This is a genomic window from Pseudomonas sp. CROZ-RG-20F-R04-15 (genome assembly GCF_022662375.1).
Taxonomy (GTDB): Bacteria; Pseudomonadota; Gammaproteobacteria; order Pseudomonadales; family Pseudomonadaceae; genus Aquipseudomonas.
Genome location: NZ_JAKNQL010000002.1, coordinates 177,524 through 194,668 on the forward strand (window position 1 = coordinate 177,524; position 17,145 = coordinate 194,668).

Here is a 17,145-nt window from a genome sequence, read left to right on the forward strand (position 1 = left end):
TATCACTTGCCGCGAATCAGTTGGCGCAGCGCGAAACGGTTGGGATGACAGGCTTCGGCGACACTTTTGGGCAGCGGCAGTGGTTCGTTGTCCAGCCAGGCGGCCAGCAGCTCGCCCGATAGCGGTGCGGTGATCAGTCCTCGCGAACCATGGCCGCTGTTGATGTACAGCCCGTCGAGCCACGGGCAGGCGATGTCCGGCACCTGACGGGCGTCTTTGCTCAGCGCCGCATAAGCGTCGAGGAACGCTTGGCGATCGGCCAGCGGGCCGACAATCGGCAAATAGTCAGGGCTGGTGCAGCGAAAGGCTGCGCGGCCCTGCAGGTTTTCGACAGGCTGTTCGCTGATTTGCAGACGGGCGACGAGGTCAGTGGAAATCTCTTCGAGCATCGCCAGATTGCCAGCGTGTTCAGCGGTGGTCGGTGTCAGGTCATCGCTGGTGAAATCGAAACTGGCGCCGAGGGTGTGTTCGCCCAAACGGGCAGGCGCGACGTAGCCTTCGGCACAGACCACTGTGGCCAGCGTCTGACTCGCTGCGGTTTCGGCGAGACGCGTGATCTGCCCGCGAATGCGTTTGAGCGGCAACTCGGCACTCTGGGCGAAGCGTTTGATCTCGGCAGCACCGGCCAGCACCACGACCGGCGCGCTGGCGAGCAAACGGTCACCGTCCAGCGCTTGCCACTGACCATCGACTTTACGCAGTTGCAGCGCTTCGCAATGGTTGAGCAGTTCGATGTTCGGCTGCGCCGCTTGCGCCTGACACAGCGCCGGAGGATGCACCCAGCCACCTTCGGGATAGTACAAGCCGCCATGGGCCACACCGACACCGGCGCGGGCCTGCGCCTCGGGTTGCTCCAGCCACTGCAACAGATCTTCCGGGAAGGCTTGCGCCAATTGCGCGTGACGCTCGGCTTCCTTGGCATTGAACGCCAGTTGCAGCACGCCGCAAGCGTCCCAGTCGCTGCCGCGTTGCAGGGACTCCAGCAGACGCCGGGTGTAACCGAAACCGCTGACGATCAGTTGCGACAACGCCGTGCCGTGGGCGGACAACTTCAGATACAGCACGCCCTGGGGGTTGCCCGAGGCTTCTTGCGCCACGGCGTCGTGGCGTTCCAGCAACGTGACCTGCCAGCCGCGTGCGGCCAGGCTGGACGCCGTGGCACATCCGGCCAGACCGGCGCCGATCACCAGCGCACGCCGCTCACCGACAATCGGGGCAGGGCGGGCGAACCATGGCTTGTCCGGCACTGGCGGTGCAACTTCCGCTGGCCAGCCGAGAAACTCGCCACGGAGGATTTCCCACTTGTGACCGATGCCCGGCGTGCGCTTCATTTTGAATCCGGCGGCATTCAGCAAACGCCTTACCCAACCGGTACTGGTGAAGGTGCTGATAGTCGAGCCGGGCGCTGCCAGTCGCGCCAGTTCGACGAACAGTTCGGCAGTCCACATGTCGGGGTTTTTCGCCGGAGCGAAGCCGTCGAGAAACCACGCGTCAATCTGTGCATCGAGCTGCGGCAGTTGTTCCAGTGCATCGCCGATCAACAGTGTCAACGTCACGCGGCCGTTGGCCAAAGTGATGCGCTGAAATCCCTGATGGATCGCCACGTAGTGCCTCAGCAACTGATCGGACAGTGGCTTGAGTTCAGGCCACAAGGCCAGGGCACGGTGCAAATCCGCTGGGCTCAATGGGTACTTTTCAACACTGACGAAATGCAGCCGCGCACCGGCCATGGCGTGCTGTTCGAACAGCTGCCAGGCGCAGAGAAAGTTCAGCCCGGTGCCGAACCCGGTTTCGCCGATGACCAGCCGCCCGTGTGCCGGTAACGCGGCAAAGCGCTCGGCCAGACGGTTTTGTTCGAGGAACACATAACGGGTTTCTTCCAGCCCTGATTTGTCGGAAAAATACACGTCATCGAACACCCGCGAACGCGGGCGTCCCTGATCATCCCAATCGAGTTGGGCGTGGGGCATTACAGGTTTCATGGCAGGCTCGGCAACGGCAAGGCGGCCATTCTAGCCGATCGCGCAGGCGTTGCTTGATCCATGGCAAGGCTTGCCGCCGCGACTGACGGACAATCTGCTACCTGCGGGAATTTCTGCGCCGCTGCTGTGCCCAATCCGCTAGTCTTGCTGAATCCTGGAAGGAGCCGTCCCATGTTTGAATCCGCTGAAATCGGTCACGCCATCGACAAAGAAACCTTTGATGCGGCCGTGCCTGCGCTGCGTGAAGCACTGCTGGAAGCGCAGTTCGAGTTGCAGCAGCAAAAGCGTTTCCCGGTGATCATCCTGATCAACGGCATCGAAGGCGCGGGCAAGGGCGAGACGGTCAAATTGCTCAACGAGTGGATGGACCCGCGCCTGATCGAAGTGCGCACCTTCGATCAGCAGACCGATGAAGAGCTGTCGCGGCCACCGGCCTGGCGTTACTGGCGGATGCTTCCGGCCAAGGGGCGCATGGGGATTTTCTTCGGCAACTGGTACAGCCAGATGCTGCAGGGCAGGGTGCACGGCTTGTTCAAGGATCCGCGTCTGGATCAGGCGATTGCCGGCGCCGAGCGTCTGGAAAAGATGCTCTGCGATGAAGGCGCACTGATCTTCAAGTTCTGGTTTCACCTGTCCAAGAAACAGATGAAGGCGCGGCTCAAGGCGCTGGCCGATGACCCGTTGCACAGCTGGCGCATCAGCCCGCTGGACTGGCAGCAATCGCAAACCTACGACAAGTTCGTCAAATACGGCGAGCGTGTATTGCGCCGCACCAGTCGCGATTACGCGCCTTGGCATGTCATCGAAGGCATGGATGCCAACTACCGCAGTCTGGCGGTCGGCAAGATTCTGCTCGAAGGTTTGCAAAGCGCGCTGAAACGCCCGGACGTGCATCCGCACGATGTCAGCGCCGCGCCGCTGGGCACACCGGTCGATCAGTTGAACCTGCTCGACAGCATCGACCTGACCCAGCGTCTGGACAAGAAAGACTACGAAGAGCAACTGATCACCGAGCAGGCGCGCCTGTCCGGACTGATGCGCGACAAACGCATGCGTCGCCACGCGTTGGTGGCGGTGTTCGAAGGCAACGATGCGGCAGGCAAGGGCGGGGCGATCCGTCGGGTGGCGGCGGCGCTCGATCCGCGTCAGTACAACATCGTGCCGATTGCCGCGCCGACCGAAGAGGAACGTGCGCAGCCGTACTTGTGGCGTTTCTGGCGGCACATTCCGGCGCGCGGCAACTTCACCGTGTTCGACCGTTCCTGGTATGGCCGAGTGTTGGTCGAGCGCATCGAAGGCTTTTGCACACCCGCCGACTGGCTGCGCGCCTATGGCGAGATCAATGATTTCGAAGAGCAACTGGCGGACGCCGGGGTGATCGTCGTCAAGTTCTGGCTGGCCATCGACAAGGACACGCAGATGGAGCGTTTCCAGGCCCGCGAAGAAATCCCCTTCAAACGCTTCAAGATCACCGAAGACGACTGGCGCAACCGCGACAAGTGGGATGACTACCGCGCCGCCGTGGGCGATATGGTCGACCGCACCAGCTCGGAAATCGCCCCGTGGACACTGGTCGAAGCCAATGACAAGCGTTGGGCCCGGGTGAAGGTGTTGCGCACGATCAACCGCGCACTCGAAGAAGCCTTCGAGAAATCCGACAAGCACGCGAAGAAACACAAGGACTGAGTCGATGGACACGCATACGCGGGGTGAATGATTGTCGCGGTCGTTGATGCGGTGGACTTATGCTCGGTCCACTCTCAACCGACAACAACAATGAGGTATGCCATGCGTGAAGTGGTGATCGTCGACAGCGTACGGACTGGCCTGGCCAAATCCTTTCGCGGCAAGTTCAACCAGACCCGTCCCGATGACATGGCGGCTCATTGCGTCAACGCCCTGCTTGAGCGCCACGACATCGACCCGGCCAGTGTCGAGGATTGCATCGTCGGCGCCGGCTCCAACGAAGGCGCGCAGGGCTACAACATCGGCCGTAACGTCGCGGTGCTCTCGCGTCTGGGCACCGGCACTGCCGGCATGACTCTCAATCGTTTCTGTTCGTCGGGTTTGCAGGCAATTGCGATTGCCGCCAACCAGATTGCCTCGGGATGCAGCGACATCATCGTTGCCGGCGGCGTTGAGTCGATCAGCCTGACGATGAAAAGCGTCAACACCGATCACCTCATCAATCCGTTGCTCAAGCAACAATCGCCGGGCATCTATTACACGATGGGCCAGACCGCCGAAATCGTGGCGCGGCGTTATGGCGTCAGCCGCGAAGCGCAGGACCGGTATGCGCTGCAAAGTCAGATCCGTACTGCGCAGGCGCAGGCGGCCGGGTTGTTCAACGATGAAATCGTGCCGATGGCGGTGAAATACCGCGTCGAGGACAAGAACACTGGCGAGGTGCAGATTCTCGACGGCGTGGTCGAACGCGACGATTGCAATCGTCCGGACACCACTTATGAAAGCCTTGCTGGATTGAAACCGGTGTTTGCTGAAGACGGTTCGGTGACGGCGGGCAACTCGTCGCAGCTCTCCGACGGTGCCTCGATGACACTGGTGATGAGCCTGGAAAAAGCCCTGCAACTGGGCCTCAAGCCGAAAGCGTTTTTCCGTGGTTTCACCGTCGCCGGATGCGAACCGGACGAGATGGGCATCGGCCCGGTGTTTTCGGTGCCGAAACTGCTCAAGGCCAAAGGCTTGCAGGTGGCGGGTATCGATTTGTGGGAGCTGAACGAGGCGTTTGCTTCGCAGTGCCTGTACAGCCGTGACCGGCTGGAGATCGACAACGACAAGTACAACGTCAATGGCGGCTCGATTTCGATTGGTCACCCGTTTGGCATGACCGGGTCGCGGCAGGTCGGGCATCTGGTGCGGGAGTTGCAGCGGCGTAATTTGCGTTATGGGATCGTGACGATGTGTGTGGGCGGGGGGATGGGCGCGACCGGGTTGTTTGAAGCAGTGCGTTAACAGCTGAATTTGCGTTGCATGTTCGGGCCTCTTCGCGAGCAAGCTCGCTCCCACATGGGGTAAGGGTGTACATATTTTTCATGTTCACCCCAATCCTGTGGGAGCGAGCCTGCTCGCGAAGGGATCGACCGGGTCTACCGGTTGGAATCCAGCAGTTGCATCCGCGCGATATAAGCCTTTATCTCCAGCTCAGCTTTCTCGGCATTCTCAAACGGCCCTTCAAGGGTATTTTCCCGAGTGCTGAAAAACAGTTCACCATTGACCCAACACACCCGCTCGCTGCGAAAGTGCGTGGCGGGGGCGCTGTCGCGGGCGCGCATTGCTAACATGATCGGTCTCCTTGGCTGATGCGCTGAAAGGGATCCATTGAGCTTATGCCTGAAGCACTTGACGCGCCCGGCCAGCCGATCAACGGCGCCGCGTCAATTTAATGCTGCGACCTGCACAGTTTCATTCGCGTCCTGAGCGCAACTGTCCCTGTGTCGCGACCAGTGGCAGGCCTAGAATGAGCGCACTTGTCAGCAGGCTTTGGGGTTTCCATGCACATTTCATCCGGTCGCTGGGTGTACGGCTTGTTCCTCGCGCTGCTGACCGCGTTTCTGTGGGGCATCCTGCCGATCAAACTCAAACAGGTGCTGCTGGTGATGGACCCGGTCACGGTGACCTGGTTTCGTCTGTTGGTTTCCGGTGGTTGTCTGTTCATCTATCTGAGCGCAGTGAAACGCCTGCCCAGCCGTAAAGTGCTCGGGCCCAAGGGTGGCTGGCTGGTGCTGATGGCGGTGCTCGGGCTGGTCGGCAACTATGTGTTGTACCTGATGGGCCTCAATCTGCTCAGCCCCGGCACCGCGCAACTGGTGGTGCAAATGGGCCCGATCATGTTGCTGATCGCCAGTCTGTTTGTCTTCAAGGAGCGTTTCAGTATTGGCCAGGGCATTGGTTTGGCGGTGCTGTTGATCGGTTTTGTGCTGTTCTTCAATCAGCGCCTGGCGGAGCTGCTGACCTCGCTGTCGGATTACACCGCAGGTGTGCTGCTGGTGCTGTTGGCGTCGACGGTGTGGACCTTCTATGCGCTGGGTCAGAAGCAATTGCTGACGGTGTGGAATTCGTTGCAAGTGATGATGGTGATCTATCTGTTCTGCGCACTGTTGCTGACGCCTTGGGTGCATCCACTGGAAGCGCTGAATTTGAGTCCATTGCAGGGCTGGTTGCTGTTGGCGTGCTGCATGAACACGCTGATTGCCTACGGCGCGTTCGCTGAGGCGCTGGCGCACTGGGAGGCGTCGCGGGTCAGTGCGACGTTGGCGATTACGCCGTTGGTGACGTTTGGCGCAGTGGCGATCGCGGCCGGGATCTGGCCCGAGTATGTGCATGCCGAGCAGATCAACGGGCTCGGCTATGGCGGCGCGGTGCTGGTGGTGCTGGGTTCGGCGCTGGTGGCGTTGGGGCCGTCGTTGATTGCCGGGCTCAAGGCGCGGCGGATGAAGATGGCGGCCAGTTAAACCGCGTCGCTCCCATTCGCGAGCAGGCTCGCTCCCACAGGGAAGTGCATTCCAATGTGGGAGCGAGCCTGCTCGCGAAGACGGACTTTCAGGCGCTAGAAAACTTAACCCTTGGCACCCGCCTCGATCATATTCTCCGGCCGCACCCACGCATCAAACTCTTCATCCGTCAGATAGCCCAACGCCAACGCCGCCTCACGCAAGGTCAGGCCTTCGCTATAGGCCTTCTTGGCAATCTCCGCCGATTTGTCGTAACCGATATGCGGATTCAGCGCCGTCACCAGCATCAACCCACGTTCCAGATGCCGGGCCATGACTTCGGCATCCGGCTCCAGCCCGGCGATGCAGTGCTGCTGGAAGTTGCTGCAGCCATCGGCCAGCAGACGAATCGATTGCAGCAGGTTGTGAATGATCACCGGTTTGAACACGTTCAATTGCAAGTGACCCTGACTGGCGGCAATGCCGATCGTCACGTCATTGCCCAGCACCTGACAGGCGAGCATCGACAACGCTTCGCACTGGGTCGGGTTGACCTTGCCCGGCATGATCGAACTGCCCGGCTCATTCGCCGGCAGGCGTACTTCGGCAAAGCCTGCGCGTGGCCCGGAGCCGAGCAGACGCAGGTCGTTGGCGATTTTCATCAGCGCCACGGCGAGGGTTTTCAGCGCGCCGGAAAGGCTGGTCAGCGGTTCGTGGCCGGCGAGGGCGGCGAACTTGTTCGGCGCGGTGACGAACGGCAGGCCGGAGAGCGCCGCCAGTTCTGCGGCAATCGCTTCACCAAAACCGTGCGGCGAATTCAGCCCGGTGCCGACGGCGGTGCCGCCCTGGGCCAGTTCACACACCGCTGGCAGCGCCGCGCGGATCGCGCGTTCGGCGTAATCGAGTTGCGCTATAAACCCGGACAGCTCCTGACCGAAGGTGATCGGCGTTGCGTCCATCATGTGTGTGCGTCCGGTTTTCACCAGTTTCATGTGCCGCGCCGCCAGTTCGGCGAGGCCACCGGACAGCTCGGCAATCGCCGGCAGCAGTTGTTCCTGCACGGCTTGCGCGGTGGCGATACTCATCGCGGTGGGGAAGCAGTCGTTGGAGCTTTGCGAGCGGTTGACGTGATCGTTCGGGTGCACCGGCGTCTTGCCGCCGCGCGGGTTGCCGGCCAGTTCATTGGCGCGACCGGCGATCACCTCGTTGACGTTCATGTTGCTCTGGGTGCCGCTGCCGGTCTGCCAGACCACCAGCGGGAACTGGTCGTCGTGCTGGCCATCGAGCACTTCATCGGCGGCCTGTTCGATCAGGCGGGCGATGTCGGCAGGCAGATCACCATTGCGGTCGTTGACCCGGGCAGCGGCTTTCTTGATCAGGGCCAGGGCGTGCAGCACCGGTAGCGGCATGCGTTCCTGACCAATGGCGAAGTTGATCAGCGAGCGTTGCGTCTGAGCACCCCAGTAAGCGTCGTCCGGGACTTCGATCTGGCCCAGGCTGTCGGTTTCGATACGGCTCATCGTGCACACTCCTGTTGGTCTGTTTGCGCAGTTTAGGCCGGCATCGGCCGTGGTGGTTCCATCGAGCCGATTGTTGACCGGTAAAACCCGGGCAATCAAGCGCGGCAAGGCTCGGGGGTTGAGCCACGAGGTTTTTTAGGCGCAGAATGGTCGCCCTTGGGGTTTTACCTCGCCTAGCTGAAAAGGAAACTCGATGACTCGTCTTCGTGCCATCTGCACCGCGGTTGCACTGGTTTGCGCCAGCGGCCAGGTGCTTGCCGATACCGCCAGCCACAACGCCAGTGCTGAAGCGTTCCTGACCCTGGCGCACGCTGACAAGCTGGGCACTCCGGTGTACATGCAAGTGCAGCAAATGTTCGCTCAGCGTTTTGAACAGACGAAAGCTCCGGAAGCCAAGAAAGCCGTCCTGGAAACCTACCAGGCCAAGGCCAACGCCGCGCTGGACCAGGCCATTGGTTGGAACAAGCTGAAGCCGGACATGGTCAAGCTCTACACCACTAACTTCAGCGAATCCGAGCTGAAAGACCTGGTCGCGTTCTACCAGTCGCCACTGGGCAAGAAAGTTCTGGAAAAAATGCCGCAGCTGACTCAGCAATCGGCCCAGATGACCCAGGCCAAACTGGAAAGCGCCGTACCGGTCGTCAACAAGCTGCTCGACGACATGACCAAAGAGCTGGCTCCTGCAGTTGCACCGGCCAAGAAGAAGTAAGCGGAGTTCGTGATGACCATGCAACAACGCATCGAATCGACGCTGGCGCTGCTTCAGCCCGAACATCTGCAAGTGCTGGATGAAAGCCACATGCACAGTCGCGGGTTGCAGACGCACTACAAGGCAGTGGTGGTCAGCGCGCAGTTTGACGGCCTGAACCGGGTCAAGCGCCACCAGAAAGTCTACGGCACGCTCGGCGAGCTGATGGGCGAGTTCCATGCGTTGGCGCTGCACACCTACACCCCGCAGGAATGGGCAGAGATCGGCGCCGCTCCGGCGTCGCCAACCTGTGCCGGCGGCAGCAAGCATTAAGCTTCGGTTTTTTGCTAGAATCCGCAACGCGCCGCTCACCCGGCGCGTTTTTTTTTGAATCCGGTTCACCCTTTGCGAGGGTAGCCACCTGGAGAAATACCCATGACACAACCGATTGTCGTGGCGGCACTGTATAAGTTCGTCACCCTCGAAGATTACGTCAACCTGCGCGAGCCCTTGCTGCAAGCGATGGTCGACAACGAAATCAAAGGCACTCTGCTGATCGCCGAAGAAGGCATCAACGGCACGGTCTCCGGCAGCCGCGAAGGCATCGATGGCCTGCTCGCCTGGCTCAAGAATGACCCGCGCATGATCGACATCGATCATAAAGAGTCGTATTGCGACGAGCAGCCGTTCTATCGGACCAAAGTCAAACTGAAGAAAGAGATCGTCACCCTCGGTGTCGAAGGCGTCGACCCGAACAAAAAGGTTGGCACCTACGTTGATCCGCAAGACTGGAACGCGTTGATCAGCGATCCCGAAGTGCTGTTGATCGACACGCGCAACGATTACGAAGTGTCGATCGGCACCTTCGAAGGCGCCATCGATCCGAAAACCACCAGTTTTCGCGAATTCCCTGATTACATCAAAGAACACTTCAACCCGGCCGTGCACAAGAAGGTCGCGATGTTCTGCACCGGTGGCATTCGCTGCGAAAAAGCCTCGAGCTACATGCTCGGCGAAGGCTACGAAGAGGTTTACCACCTCAAGGGCGGCATCCTGAAGTACCTCGAAGAGGTGCCGCAGGAAGAGACCAAGTGGCAGGGCGACTGCTTTGTGTTCGACAACCGCGTGACCGTGCGTCACGACCTCAGCGAAGGCGACTACGATCAATGTCATGCCTGCCGCACACCGGTCAGCGTTGAAGATCGCGCCTCCGAGCATTACGTCGCTGGCATCAGCTGCCCGCATTGCTGGGACAAACTGAGCGAGAAGACCCGGCGCAGTGCCATCGATCGGCAGAAGCAGATCGAGCTGGCCAAGGCGCGCAACATGCCGCATCCGATCGGCTACAACTACAAGCAAGCATCCACCGAGGCTTAATCATGTCTGCACGCCTGCTCTATGTGATGGACCCGATGTGTTCGTGGTGCTGGGGTTTCGCTCCGGTGGCCAAGGCCTTGGTCGAGCAGGCGCAAGCAGCTGGAGTCGAGCTGCATCTGGTGGTCGGTGGTTTGCGCACCGGCAGTGGCTCGGCGCTGGAGCCGACCACGCGTCGCTACATTCTTGAACACTGGCAAGCGGTCACCGAGGCCACCGGTCAGCCGTTCAAGTTCGACGGCGCGTTGCCCGACGGTTTTGTCTACGACACCGAACCGGCCTGCCGGGCGATCGTTACTGCGCGCAGTCTGGCGCCGGATTGCGCGTGGACACTGGTCGGACTGATCCAGCAGGCGTTTTACGCCGAAGGTCGCGATGTCACCCAGGCCAGCGTGCTGGTGGAACTGGCCGAGCAGGCCGGCGTGCCGCGTATCGAATTCGCGGCGCTGTTCGACCGTGCCGATCAGCACGAAGCCACCTTGGCAGATTTCAATTGGGTGCAGGATCTCGGCATCGCCGGGTTCCCGACCTTGCTCGCCGAGCGTAACGGTCAATTAGCATTGCTGACCAACGGCTATCAACCGCTCAGCGAGCTGTCGCCATTGCTCGGCCGCTGGCTGGAGCGCGCCGCCTGTGCATGATCCGGCCGATGACACGCCAGCCGTAAAGCGTGTCGACCGGCTGAGCTGGGCAGAAGTCCGGCGCCTGGCACTGCATCACAAAAAATCCCTGTGGATCGCCAATGGCGTGGCCGTTCTGGCAACGCTGTGCAGTGTGCCGATTCCGTTGCTGCTGCCGTTGCTGGTGGACGAAGTCCTGCTCGGCCATGGCGACGCGGCATTGAAAGTCATGAACCATGTGCTGCCGACGATGTGGCAGCAGGCGGCGGGCTATATCGGCTTGATGCTGGTCGTGACGCTGACCCTGCGTTGCAGCTCGCTGTGCTTCGGCGTGTTGCAGTCGCGGCTGTTCGCGCGGCTGGCCAAGGACATCGTTTACCGCATCCGTGTGCGCCTGATTGAGCGGCTGAAGCGGATTTCCCTCGGCGAATACGAAAGCCTCGGTAGCGGCACGGTGACCACACACTTGGTCACCGATCTCGATACCCTCGACAAATTCGTCGGTGAAACCCTCAGCCGCTTTCTGGTGGCGATGCTGACGCTGGTCGGCACTGCGAGCATCCTGATGTGGATGCACTGGAAACTGGCGTTGCTGATTCTGCTGTTCAACCCGCTGGTGATCTACGCCACGGTGCAGCTGGGCAAACGCGTCAAACACCTGAAGAAACTCGAGAACGACAGCACCGCGCGCTTCACCCAGGCGTTGAGCGAAACCCTCGATGCGATTCAGGAAATCCGCGCTGGCAATCGTCAGGGGTTCTTCCTCGGGCGACTCGGCTTGCGCGCACAGGAAGTGCGCAATTACGCGGTCAACTCGCAGTGGAAAACCGACGCCTCCAACCGCGCCAGTGGATTGTTGTTCCAGTTCGGCATCGACATCTTCCGTGCGGCAGCGATGCTCACGGTATTGTTCTCCGATCTGTCGATCGGCCAGATGCTCGCGGTGTTCAGCTACCTGTGGTTCATGATCGGCCCGGTCGAACAACTGCTGAACCTGCAATACGCCTACTATGCGGCGGGCGGGGCGCTGGCGCGGATCAACGAGCTGCTGGCGCGCGCCGACGAGCCGCAATATCCCGGTGGCGTCGATCCGTTCAAGGGCCGCGAAACCGTCGGCATTCAGGTGCAAGGCCTGAGCTTCGGCTATGGCGATGAACTGGTGCTGGACCAACTGAATCTGTCGATTGCCCCCGGTGAGAAAGTCGCGATTGTCGGCGCCAGCGGTGGCGGTAAAAGTACCCTCGTGCAGTTGCTGCTCGGGCTGTATACACCGCTGTCCGGGACCATCCGTTTCGGCGGCTCGAGCCAGCAGGAGATCGGTCTGGAAACGGTTCGCGAAAACGTCGCCGTGGTGCTGCAGCACCCGGCGCTGTTCAACGACACCGTGCGCGCCAACCTGACCATGGGCCGCACCCGCAGTGATGAAGCCTGCTGGCAGGCGCTGGAAATCGCTCAGCTCGAAGCGACCATCCGTGCCTTGCCCAATGGCCTGGACAGTATTGTCGGGCGCTCCGGCGTGCGCCTCTCCGGCGGTCAGCGCCAGCGCTTGGCAATTGCGCGGATGATCCTCGCCGAGCCGAAAGTGGTGATCCTTGACGAAGCCACCTCGGCCCTCGACGCCGCCACCGAGTACAACCTGCATCAGGCCATGGCGCGGTTCCTCAATGGCCGTACCACGCTGATCATTGCCCACCGATTGTCGGCGGTGAAACAGGCTGATCGCGTGCTGGTGTTCGACGGTGGTCAGGTTGCCGAAGACGGTGATCATCAGCAGTTGATTGCCGATGGCGGCCTGTACGCCAAGCTCTACGGCCATCTGCAACAGATCCAGCGCCCTTGAGTTTCGTGCCGGTTTCTGTGCTTAGTGCTTGAATTGCATTGAATAAAATCACCTGAAGCGCTTCAGCAGACCAGCCACTTGCACAATCGACCTAGAGGACGGCAGAGCTGTCCCTTTGATATGTCGAAAATTAGCCTAGGCTGAGCTGTCAGGAGCGGGATTTTCCGGTGTTCATCTGGCAGTGCTTGCGCAAGGGATCTCATGAAGCAAAAGCGGACTCTCGGAACGCCACGGTTGTTGGGCATCGTCTGGCCATTTATTGCCGTCGTGTTGTTTCAAGCGTTATTGGGTGGCGTGAGTCTCTACGTGCTGTCAGCCGTTCGCGGTTACGTCGCCGGCGAAAGCCTTTGGTCCAAAGGCCAGAAAGACGCGATCTACTACCTCAATCTGTACGCCGACAGCCGTGACGAGGTCATTTACCAAAAATATCAAAGCGCAATCAGCGTGCCGCAGGGTGGGCATCAATTGCGTCTGGCGCTTGATCGGCAACCGCCCGATCTGCAAGCCGCACGTGAGGGCATCCTCAAGGGCGGAAACCATCCGGACGATGTCTCAAGCCTGATCTGGCTCTATCTGAACTTTCGCCATTTCAGCTACCTGGAAACCGCCATCGACCGCTGGACAGTGGGGGATGCCTACCTGGTGCAACTCGATGATGTGGCCCGGGAGATGCAACAGCGCATCTCTGACAACGAGGCCACACTGATCGATATCCAGCGCTGGAAAGGTGAGATTCTCGCCATCAACGAAGGCGTAACGCCTGCGGCCAAGGCTTTCAGTGATGCGCTCGGCGAGGGGTCGCGGATGATTCTGCGACTCTTGTTGTTCACCAATATCGCCACCGCACTGGGTCTGATCCTGTTGGCGCTGTTGCGTACACACAAACTGCTCAAACAGCGCCACGCCTTCGCCGAAGCCCTGCAGCTGGAAAAGGATCGTGCGCACGTCACCTTGCATTCGATCGGTGATGGCGTCATCACCACCGATGTCAGCGGCGCCATCGATTACATGAACCCTGCCGCCGAAGCCATGACCCACTGGAAGGCTGAACAAGCCGCCGGTCTGCCGCTGGCCGCGCTGTTCAATTTGCTCGACGACAACGCTCAGGCCGAAGGCCTGACGCTGATCGAGCACATTCTCGGCGGCAAACTCAGTGGCGGCAGCGAACATTCGAAACTGATCCAGCGTCTGGATGGCACGACATTGTCGGTGACGCTGGTCGGTGCGCCGATCCGTAATGCCGGCAAGGTCAGTGGCACGGTGCTGGTGCTGCACGACATGACTCAGGAGCGGCAATACATTGCCAATCTGTCGTGGCAGGCCACCCATGACGCGTTGACCGGGCTGGCCAACCGTCGCGAGTTCGAATATCGCCTGGAGCAGGCGCTGCACAACCTGACGCGCCATGCCGGACGACATGCGTTGATGTTCCTCGACCTCGATCAATTCAAACTGGTCAACGACACTTGTGGTCACGCTGCGGGCGATGAACTGTTGCGGCACATCTGCACGCTGCTGCAATCAGGACTGCGCGAGGGCGATACGCTGGCGCGGCTTGGCGGTGATGAGTTCGGCATTCTGCTGGAGAACTGCGCACCGGAGGCGGCGGAGAAAATCGCCGAAGCGCTGCGCCAGACTGTGCAGAATCTGCATTTTGTCTGGAAAGGGCGGCCATTCCTGACCACGGTGAGCATTGGCCTGGTACATATTGCGCAGACCCCGACCACGCTTGAGGCCTCACTGCGCGCTGCCGACATGGCCTGCTACATGGCCAAGGAAAAGGGCCGTAACCGCGTGCAGGTTTACCACGCCGACGATTCCGAGCTGTCGCTGCGCTTTGGTGAAATGGCCTGGGTGCAGCGTCTGCACATGGCGCTGGAAGAAGACCGCTTTTGTCTGTACGCCCAGGAAATCGCGCCACTCAAGCCGAGTGACAGCAAGGGCGGGCACATCGAAATTCTCTTGCGTCTGCACGACGAAGCCGGGCGAATGATTCTGCCGGACAGTTTCATTCCTGCTGCTGAACGTTATGGGTTGATGAGTCAGCTGGACCGTTGGGTAGTTCAGAACGTATTCAAGGTTATTGCTCAATGTATTGCGCAAGAACATGAAGGTCCTTTAGCAATGTGTGCGATTAATCTGTCAGGCATTACTATAGGAGATGACGCGTTTTTGCACTTTCTGCGCGAGCAGTTTGTTAACTACGCAATACCGCCTGAAATGATTTGTTTTGAAATTACAGAAACCAGTGCAATTGCAAATCTGGGCAGTGCAATAAGATTTATTAATGAACTCAAAGGCTTAGGTTGCTACTTTTCGTTAGATGATTTTTGCGCCGGAATGTCTTCATTCGCTTATCTGAAACATTTGCCTGTAGACTTCCTGAAGATCGACGGGAGTTTCGTAAAGGATATGCTGGACGACCCGATTAACCGCGCAATGGTCGAAGTGATCAATCACATCGGGCATGTCATGGGTAAGCAGACAATTGCCGAGTTTGTTGAAACAACCCAGATCGAGCAGGCATTGCTTGAAATTGGTGTGGATTACGCTCAAGGGTATGTTATAGAACGCCCACAGTTGTTTACCTGTGACAGTTTGCAAAGTCGGCCCGCCAGACCGCAACCGCTGTTATTCAAAGCGCCTGGCACGTTCCGTTGAAGTCTCTTGCCGATCCTTACAATCACAAATCAAAAGGAGCCGAACAGTGATCGACACATTCAACCGAACCGGACCACTCATGGAAGCTGCAAGTTATCCAGGCTGGGCACAACAGCTCATCCAGGACTGCAGCGAGAGCAAGCGCCGGGTTGTCGAACATGAACTTTATCTGCGCATGCGTGATAACAAGCTCAGCGCCAGAACCATGCGTCAGTACCTGATCGGGGGCTGGCCGGTGGTAGAGCAATTCGCGTTGTACATGGCGCAGAACCTCACCAAAACCAAATTTGCCCGTCACCCGGGCGAAGACATGGCGCGGCGCTGGCTGATGCGCAATATCCGCGTTGAACTCAATCACGCCGATTACTGGGTGCATTGGAGTCGCGCACATGGCGTCAGTCTGGAAGACCTTCAGGCCCAGCAAGTGCCGCCGGAACTGCATGCCTTGAGTCATTGGTGCTGGCACACCAGTTCAGCCGATTCACTGATCGTGGCCATCGCGGCCACTAACTATGCGATCGAGGGCGCGACCGGGGAGTGGTCGGCGGTCGTCTGTTCGACCGGTGTTTACGCGGCCGCGTTTCCGGAAGAAGACCGCAAGCGGGCGATGAAGTGGCTGAAGATGCATGCCCAGTATGACGACGCCCATCCGTGGGAAGCGCTGGAAATCATCTGCACCCTGGCCGGGATGAACCCGAGCAAAGCCTTGCAGGCTGAGTTGCGACAGGCAATCTGCAAGAGCTACGACTACATGTATCTGTTTCTGGAGCGCTGCATGCAGCTGGAGACTTCCGAGCGCTTGCTGGTCAATCGGGAGCGCAGGGCGGTAGTCGAGAGCTGATTTTCGGCCTCACGCAAAAACCAATGTGGGAGCGAGCCTGCTCGCGAAAGCGGTCCGTCAGTCAACTCATGGTTGAATGTCAGATTGCATTCGCGAGCAGGCTCGCTCCCACACTGTTTTGTGTTGGCTGGAAAACCCTTAGCCGGCCATGGCCAACCGATTGCGCCCTTCACGCTTGGCCACATACAGCGCACTGTCAGCGCGGCGCAGCAAGCTGTCGGCGGATTCGCCCGGCAACAACGTTGAGCATCCCAGGCTCACGGTCAGCTCGATCGACTGCCCATCGGCGTAATACTCGGCCGCCTGAGTCGCGTAGCGCAGACGTTCGCCGACCATGGCCGCCGCTTCTCGGCTGGTGTTGGACAGCAGGATCAAAAACTCTTCCCCGCCATAACGAAACACCATGTCGACATTGCGCAACTGGGCCTTGATCGTCGCGGCGATCGCTTTGAGCACGTCATCGCCGGCGCTGTGGCCGTGGCTGTCGTTGACCCGTTTGAAGTGATCGATATCGAGCATCAGCAGTGACAGCGGTTGCAGGTGCCGACGGGACATCTCGATTTCCCGTTGCAGGGTCTGCTCCATGGCAATGCGGTTACCGGCGCCGGTCAGCGGATCGCGCAGAGCGCTCTGCGTCGCCTCGCGATAGAGCAGGGCGTTGCGCATCGGGTACAGCAAGGATGACAGCAGTGATTCGAGCTGGCCTTGTTCCTTGTCGTTGAAGCGCTGATTGCGACGGAACACCAGTTCGCCCATGTGCTCACCTTCGTGGCTCAGGCTGTAGCTGATCGAATGGTGGCCACGGCTGCCGAACTCCAGGCGCAAATCGCTGTCCTGATGCACGTAGCTGAGCGCGTCCAGCGGCACGAGGCGCTGAACTTCGCGGAAAAACAGACCGAGGATGCGTTGCGGTTCGAGGCTGGTTTGCAGTTGCAGGCTCATTTGCTGGCGCAATTGCGCAAGACTGGCCGGTCGCTCCAGAAGGGGAGGCAGTTGACCAAAGCCCAGGCGTTGCAATTTGGCACTGTCAAAGTCAATTGCATTGGTCTGGGAGGGTGATTTCATATGGCGTGAACCCTTAGCGGTAAGTCTGTCTTACAGGCTGGGTGAGAGCGGCTATGGGCTGCGCGTCATACTGATCCATCAGTCCCGTAGGACGTTTGGCGTA

Annotated in this window: 14 protein-coding genes; 10 read left to right on the forward strand and 4 right to left on the reverse strand. The window is 59.7% G+C overall.

From position 1 onward, the window contains the following. Positions 1–2: 2 nt before the first annotated feature. Positions 3–1,982: a bifunctional tRNA (5-methylaminomethyl-2-thiouridine)(34)-methyltransferase MnmD/FAD-dependent 5-carboxymethylaminomethyl-2-thiouridine(34) oxidoreductase MnmC gene (mnmC, locus tag L8H52_RS05175; protein ID WP_242205792.1), complete on the reverse strand. Its 1,980-nt coding sequence runs from the start codon at positions 1,980–1,982 to the stop codon at positions 3–5. A 171-nt stretch (positions 1,983–2,153) separates the two neighbouring features. Between mnmC and pap the strand changes: the two genes are divergently transcribed. Beyond that, the gene (gene pap / locus L8H52_RS05180; RefSeq protein ID WP_242205790.1) at positions 2,154–3,668 is read left to right on the forward strand and encodes a polyphosphate:AMP phosphotransferase; all 1,515 of its coding nucleotides are present in this window, start codon (positions 2,154–2,156) and stop codon (positions 3,666–3,668) included. Positions 3,669–3,770: 102 nt separating this feature from the next. Continuing rightward, positions 3,771–4,955, forward strand: a complete 1,185-nt coding sequence (locus L8H52_RS05185; protein ID WP_242205789.1) for a thiolase family protein — start codon at positions 3,771–3,773, stop codon at positions 4,953–4,955. A 134-nt stretch (positions 4,956–5,089) separates the two neighbouring features. Here L8H52_RS05185 and L8H52_RS05190 read toward each other — a convergent pair whose 3' ends face one another. After that, entirely contained in the window at positions 5,090–5,284 is a 195-nt protein-coding gene (locus L8H52_RS05190; RefSeq protein ID WP_242205787.1) for a DUF6316 family protein, read from the reverse strand. A gap of 210 nt (positions 5,285–5,494) precedes the next feature. Here L8H52_RS05190 and L8H52_RS05195 point away from each other — a divergent pair, with 210 nt between their 5' ends. Further along, entirely contained in the window at positions 5,495–6,454 is a 960-nt protein-coding gene (locus L8H52_RS05195) for a DMT family transporter (RefSeq protein WP_242205785.1), read from the forward strand. 104 nt (positions 6,455–6,558) lie between these two features. Here L8H52_RS05195 and L8H52_RS05200 read toward each other — a convergent pair whose 3' ends face one another. After that, the gene (locus tag L8H52_RS05200; protein WP_007908383.1) at positions 6,559–7,953 is read right to left on the reverse strand and encodes a class II fumarate hydratase; all 1,395 of its coding nucleotides are present in this window, start codon (positions 7,951–7,953) and stop codon (positions 6,559–6,561) included. Between the two features lie 193 nt (positions 7,954–8,146). Between L8H52_RS05200 and L8H52_RS05205 the strand changes: the two genes are divergently transcribed. The 7 genes from L8H52_RS05205 to L8H52_RS05235 all read left to right on the forward strand — a co-directional run bounded on the left by L8H52_RS05205 (position 8,147) and on the right by L8H52_RS05235 (position 15,977). Continuing rightward, positions 8,147–8,662 (forward strand): DUF2059 domain-containing protein, encoded by a 516-nt coding sequence (locus tag L8H52_RS05205; RefSeq protein ID WP_242205782.1) that lies wholly within the window; start codon positions 8,147–8,149, stop codon positions 8,660–8,662. 12 nt (positions 8,663–8,674) lie between these two features. After that, positions 8,675–8,974, forward strand: a complete 300-nt coding sequence (locus tag L8H52_RS05210; protein WP_064391455.1) for a BolA family protein — start codon at positions 8,675–8,677, stop codon at positions 8,972–8,974. A 102-nt stretch (positions 8,975–9,076) separates the two neighbouring features. Next, complete coding sequence (locus L8H52_RS05215; RefSeq protein ID WP_242205780.1) at positions 9,077–10,018, forward strand: rhodanese-related sulfurtransferase; 942 nt, start codon at positions 9,077–9,079, stop codon at positions 10,016–10,018. 35 nt (positions 10,019–10,053) lie between these two features. Further along, positions 10,054–10,656, forward strand: coding sequence for a DsbA family protein (locus L8H52_RS05220; RefSeq protein ID WP_242206005.1), 603 nt, complete (start codon positions 10,054–10,056; stop codon positions 10,654–10,656). Beyond that, positions 10,649–12,475 carry an ABC transporter ATP-binding protein gene (locus tag L8H52_RS05225; protein ID WP_242205779.1) on the forward strand — a complete coding sequence of 609 codons (1,827 nt, stop codon included), beginning with the start codon at positions 10,649–10,651 and terminating at the stop codon, positions 12,473–12,475. Before L8H52_RS05220 ends, L8H52_RS05225 begins: the two co-directional genes overlap by 8 nt. Positions 12,476–12,676: 201 nt before the next feature. After that, positions 12,677–15,136, forward strand: coding sequence for an EAL domain-containing protein (locus L8H52_RS05230; RefSeq protein WP_242205777.1), 2,460 nt, complete (start codon positions 12,677–12,679; stop codon positions 15,134–15,136). A gap of 46 nt (positions 15,137–15,182) precedes the next feature. Beyond that, complete coding sequence (locus L8H52_RS05235; protein ID WP_242205775.1) at positions 15,183–15,977, forward strand: iron-containing redox enzyme family protein; 795 nt, start codon at positions 15,183–15,185, stop codon at positions 15,975–15,977. 138 nt (positions 15,978–16,115) lie between these two features. Here the strand turns inward: L8H52_RS05235 and L8H52_RS05240 are convergent, their stop codons facing one another. After that, positions 16,116–17,042 carry a GGDEF domain-containing protein gene (locus L8H52_RS05240; protein ID WP_242205773.1) on the reverse strand — a complete coding sequence of 309 codons (927 nt, stop codon included), beginning with the start codon at positions 17,040–17,042 and terminating at the stop codon, positions 16,116–16,118. Positions 17,043–17,145: the final 103 nt, after the last annotated feature.

Coding starts and splice junctions, on each gene's coding strand:
- mnmC (WP_242205792.1), bottom strand. CDS start 1,982: ATGAAACCTGTAATGCCCCACGCCCAACTCGATTGGGATGATCAGGGA.
- pap (WP_242205790.1), top strand. CDS start 2,154: ATGTTTGAATCCGCTGAAATCGGTCACGCCATCGACAAAGAAACCTTT.
- L8H52_RS05185 (WP_242205789.1), top strand. CDS start 3,771: ATGCGTGAAGTGGTGATCGTCGACAGCGTACGGACTGGCCTGGCCAAA.
- L8H52_RS05190 (WP_242205787.1), bottom strand. CDS start 5,284: ATGTTAGCAATGCGCGCCCGCGACAGCGCCCCCGCCACGCACTTTCGC.
- L8H52_RS05195 (WP_242205785.1), top strand. CDS start 5,495: ATGCACATTTCATCCGGTCGCTGGGTGTACGGCTTGTTCCTCGCGCTG.
- L8H52_RS05200 (WP_007908383.1), bottom strand. CDS start 7,953: ATGAGCCGTATCGAAACCGACAGCCTGGGCCAGATCGAAGTCCCGGAC.
- L8H52_RS05205 (WP_242205782.1), top strand. CDS start 8,147: ATGACTCGTCTTCGTGCCATCTGCACCGCGGTTGCACTGGTTTGCGCC.
- L8H52_RS05210 (WP_064391455.1), top strand. CDS start 8,675: ATGACCATGCAACAACGCATCGAATCGACGCTGGCGCTGCTTCAGCCC.
- L8H52_RS05215 (WP_242205780.1), top strand. CDS start 9,077: ATGACACAACCGATTGTCGTGGCGGCACTGTATAAGTTCGTCACCCTC.
- L8H52_RS05220 (WP_242206005.1), top strand. CDS start 10,054: ATGTGTTCGTGGTGCTGGGGTTTCGCTCCGGTGGCCAAGGCCTTGGTC.
- L8H52_RS05230 (WP_242205777.1), top strand. CDS start 12,677: ATGAAGCAAAAGCGGACTCTCGGAACGCCACGGTTGTTGGGCATCGTC.
- L8H52_RS05240 (WP_242205773.1), bottom strand. CDS start 17,042: ATGAAATCACCCTCCCAGACCAATGCAATTGACTTTGACAGTGCCAAA.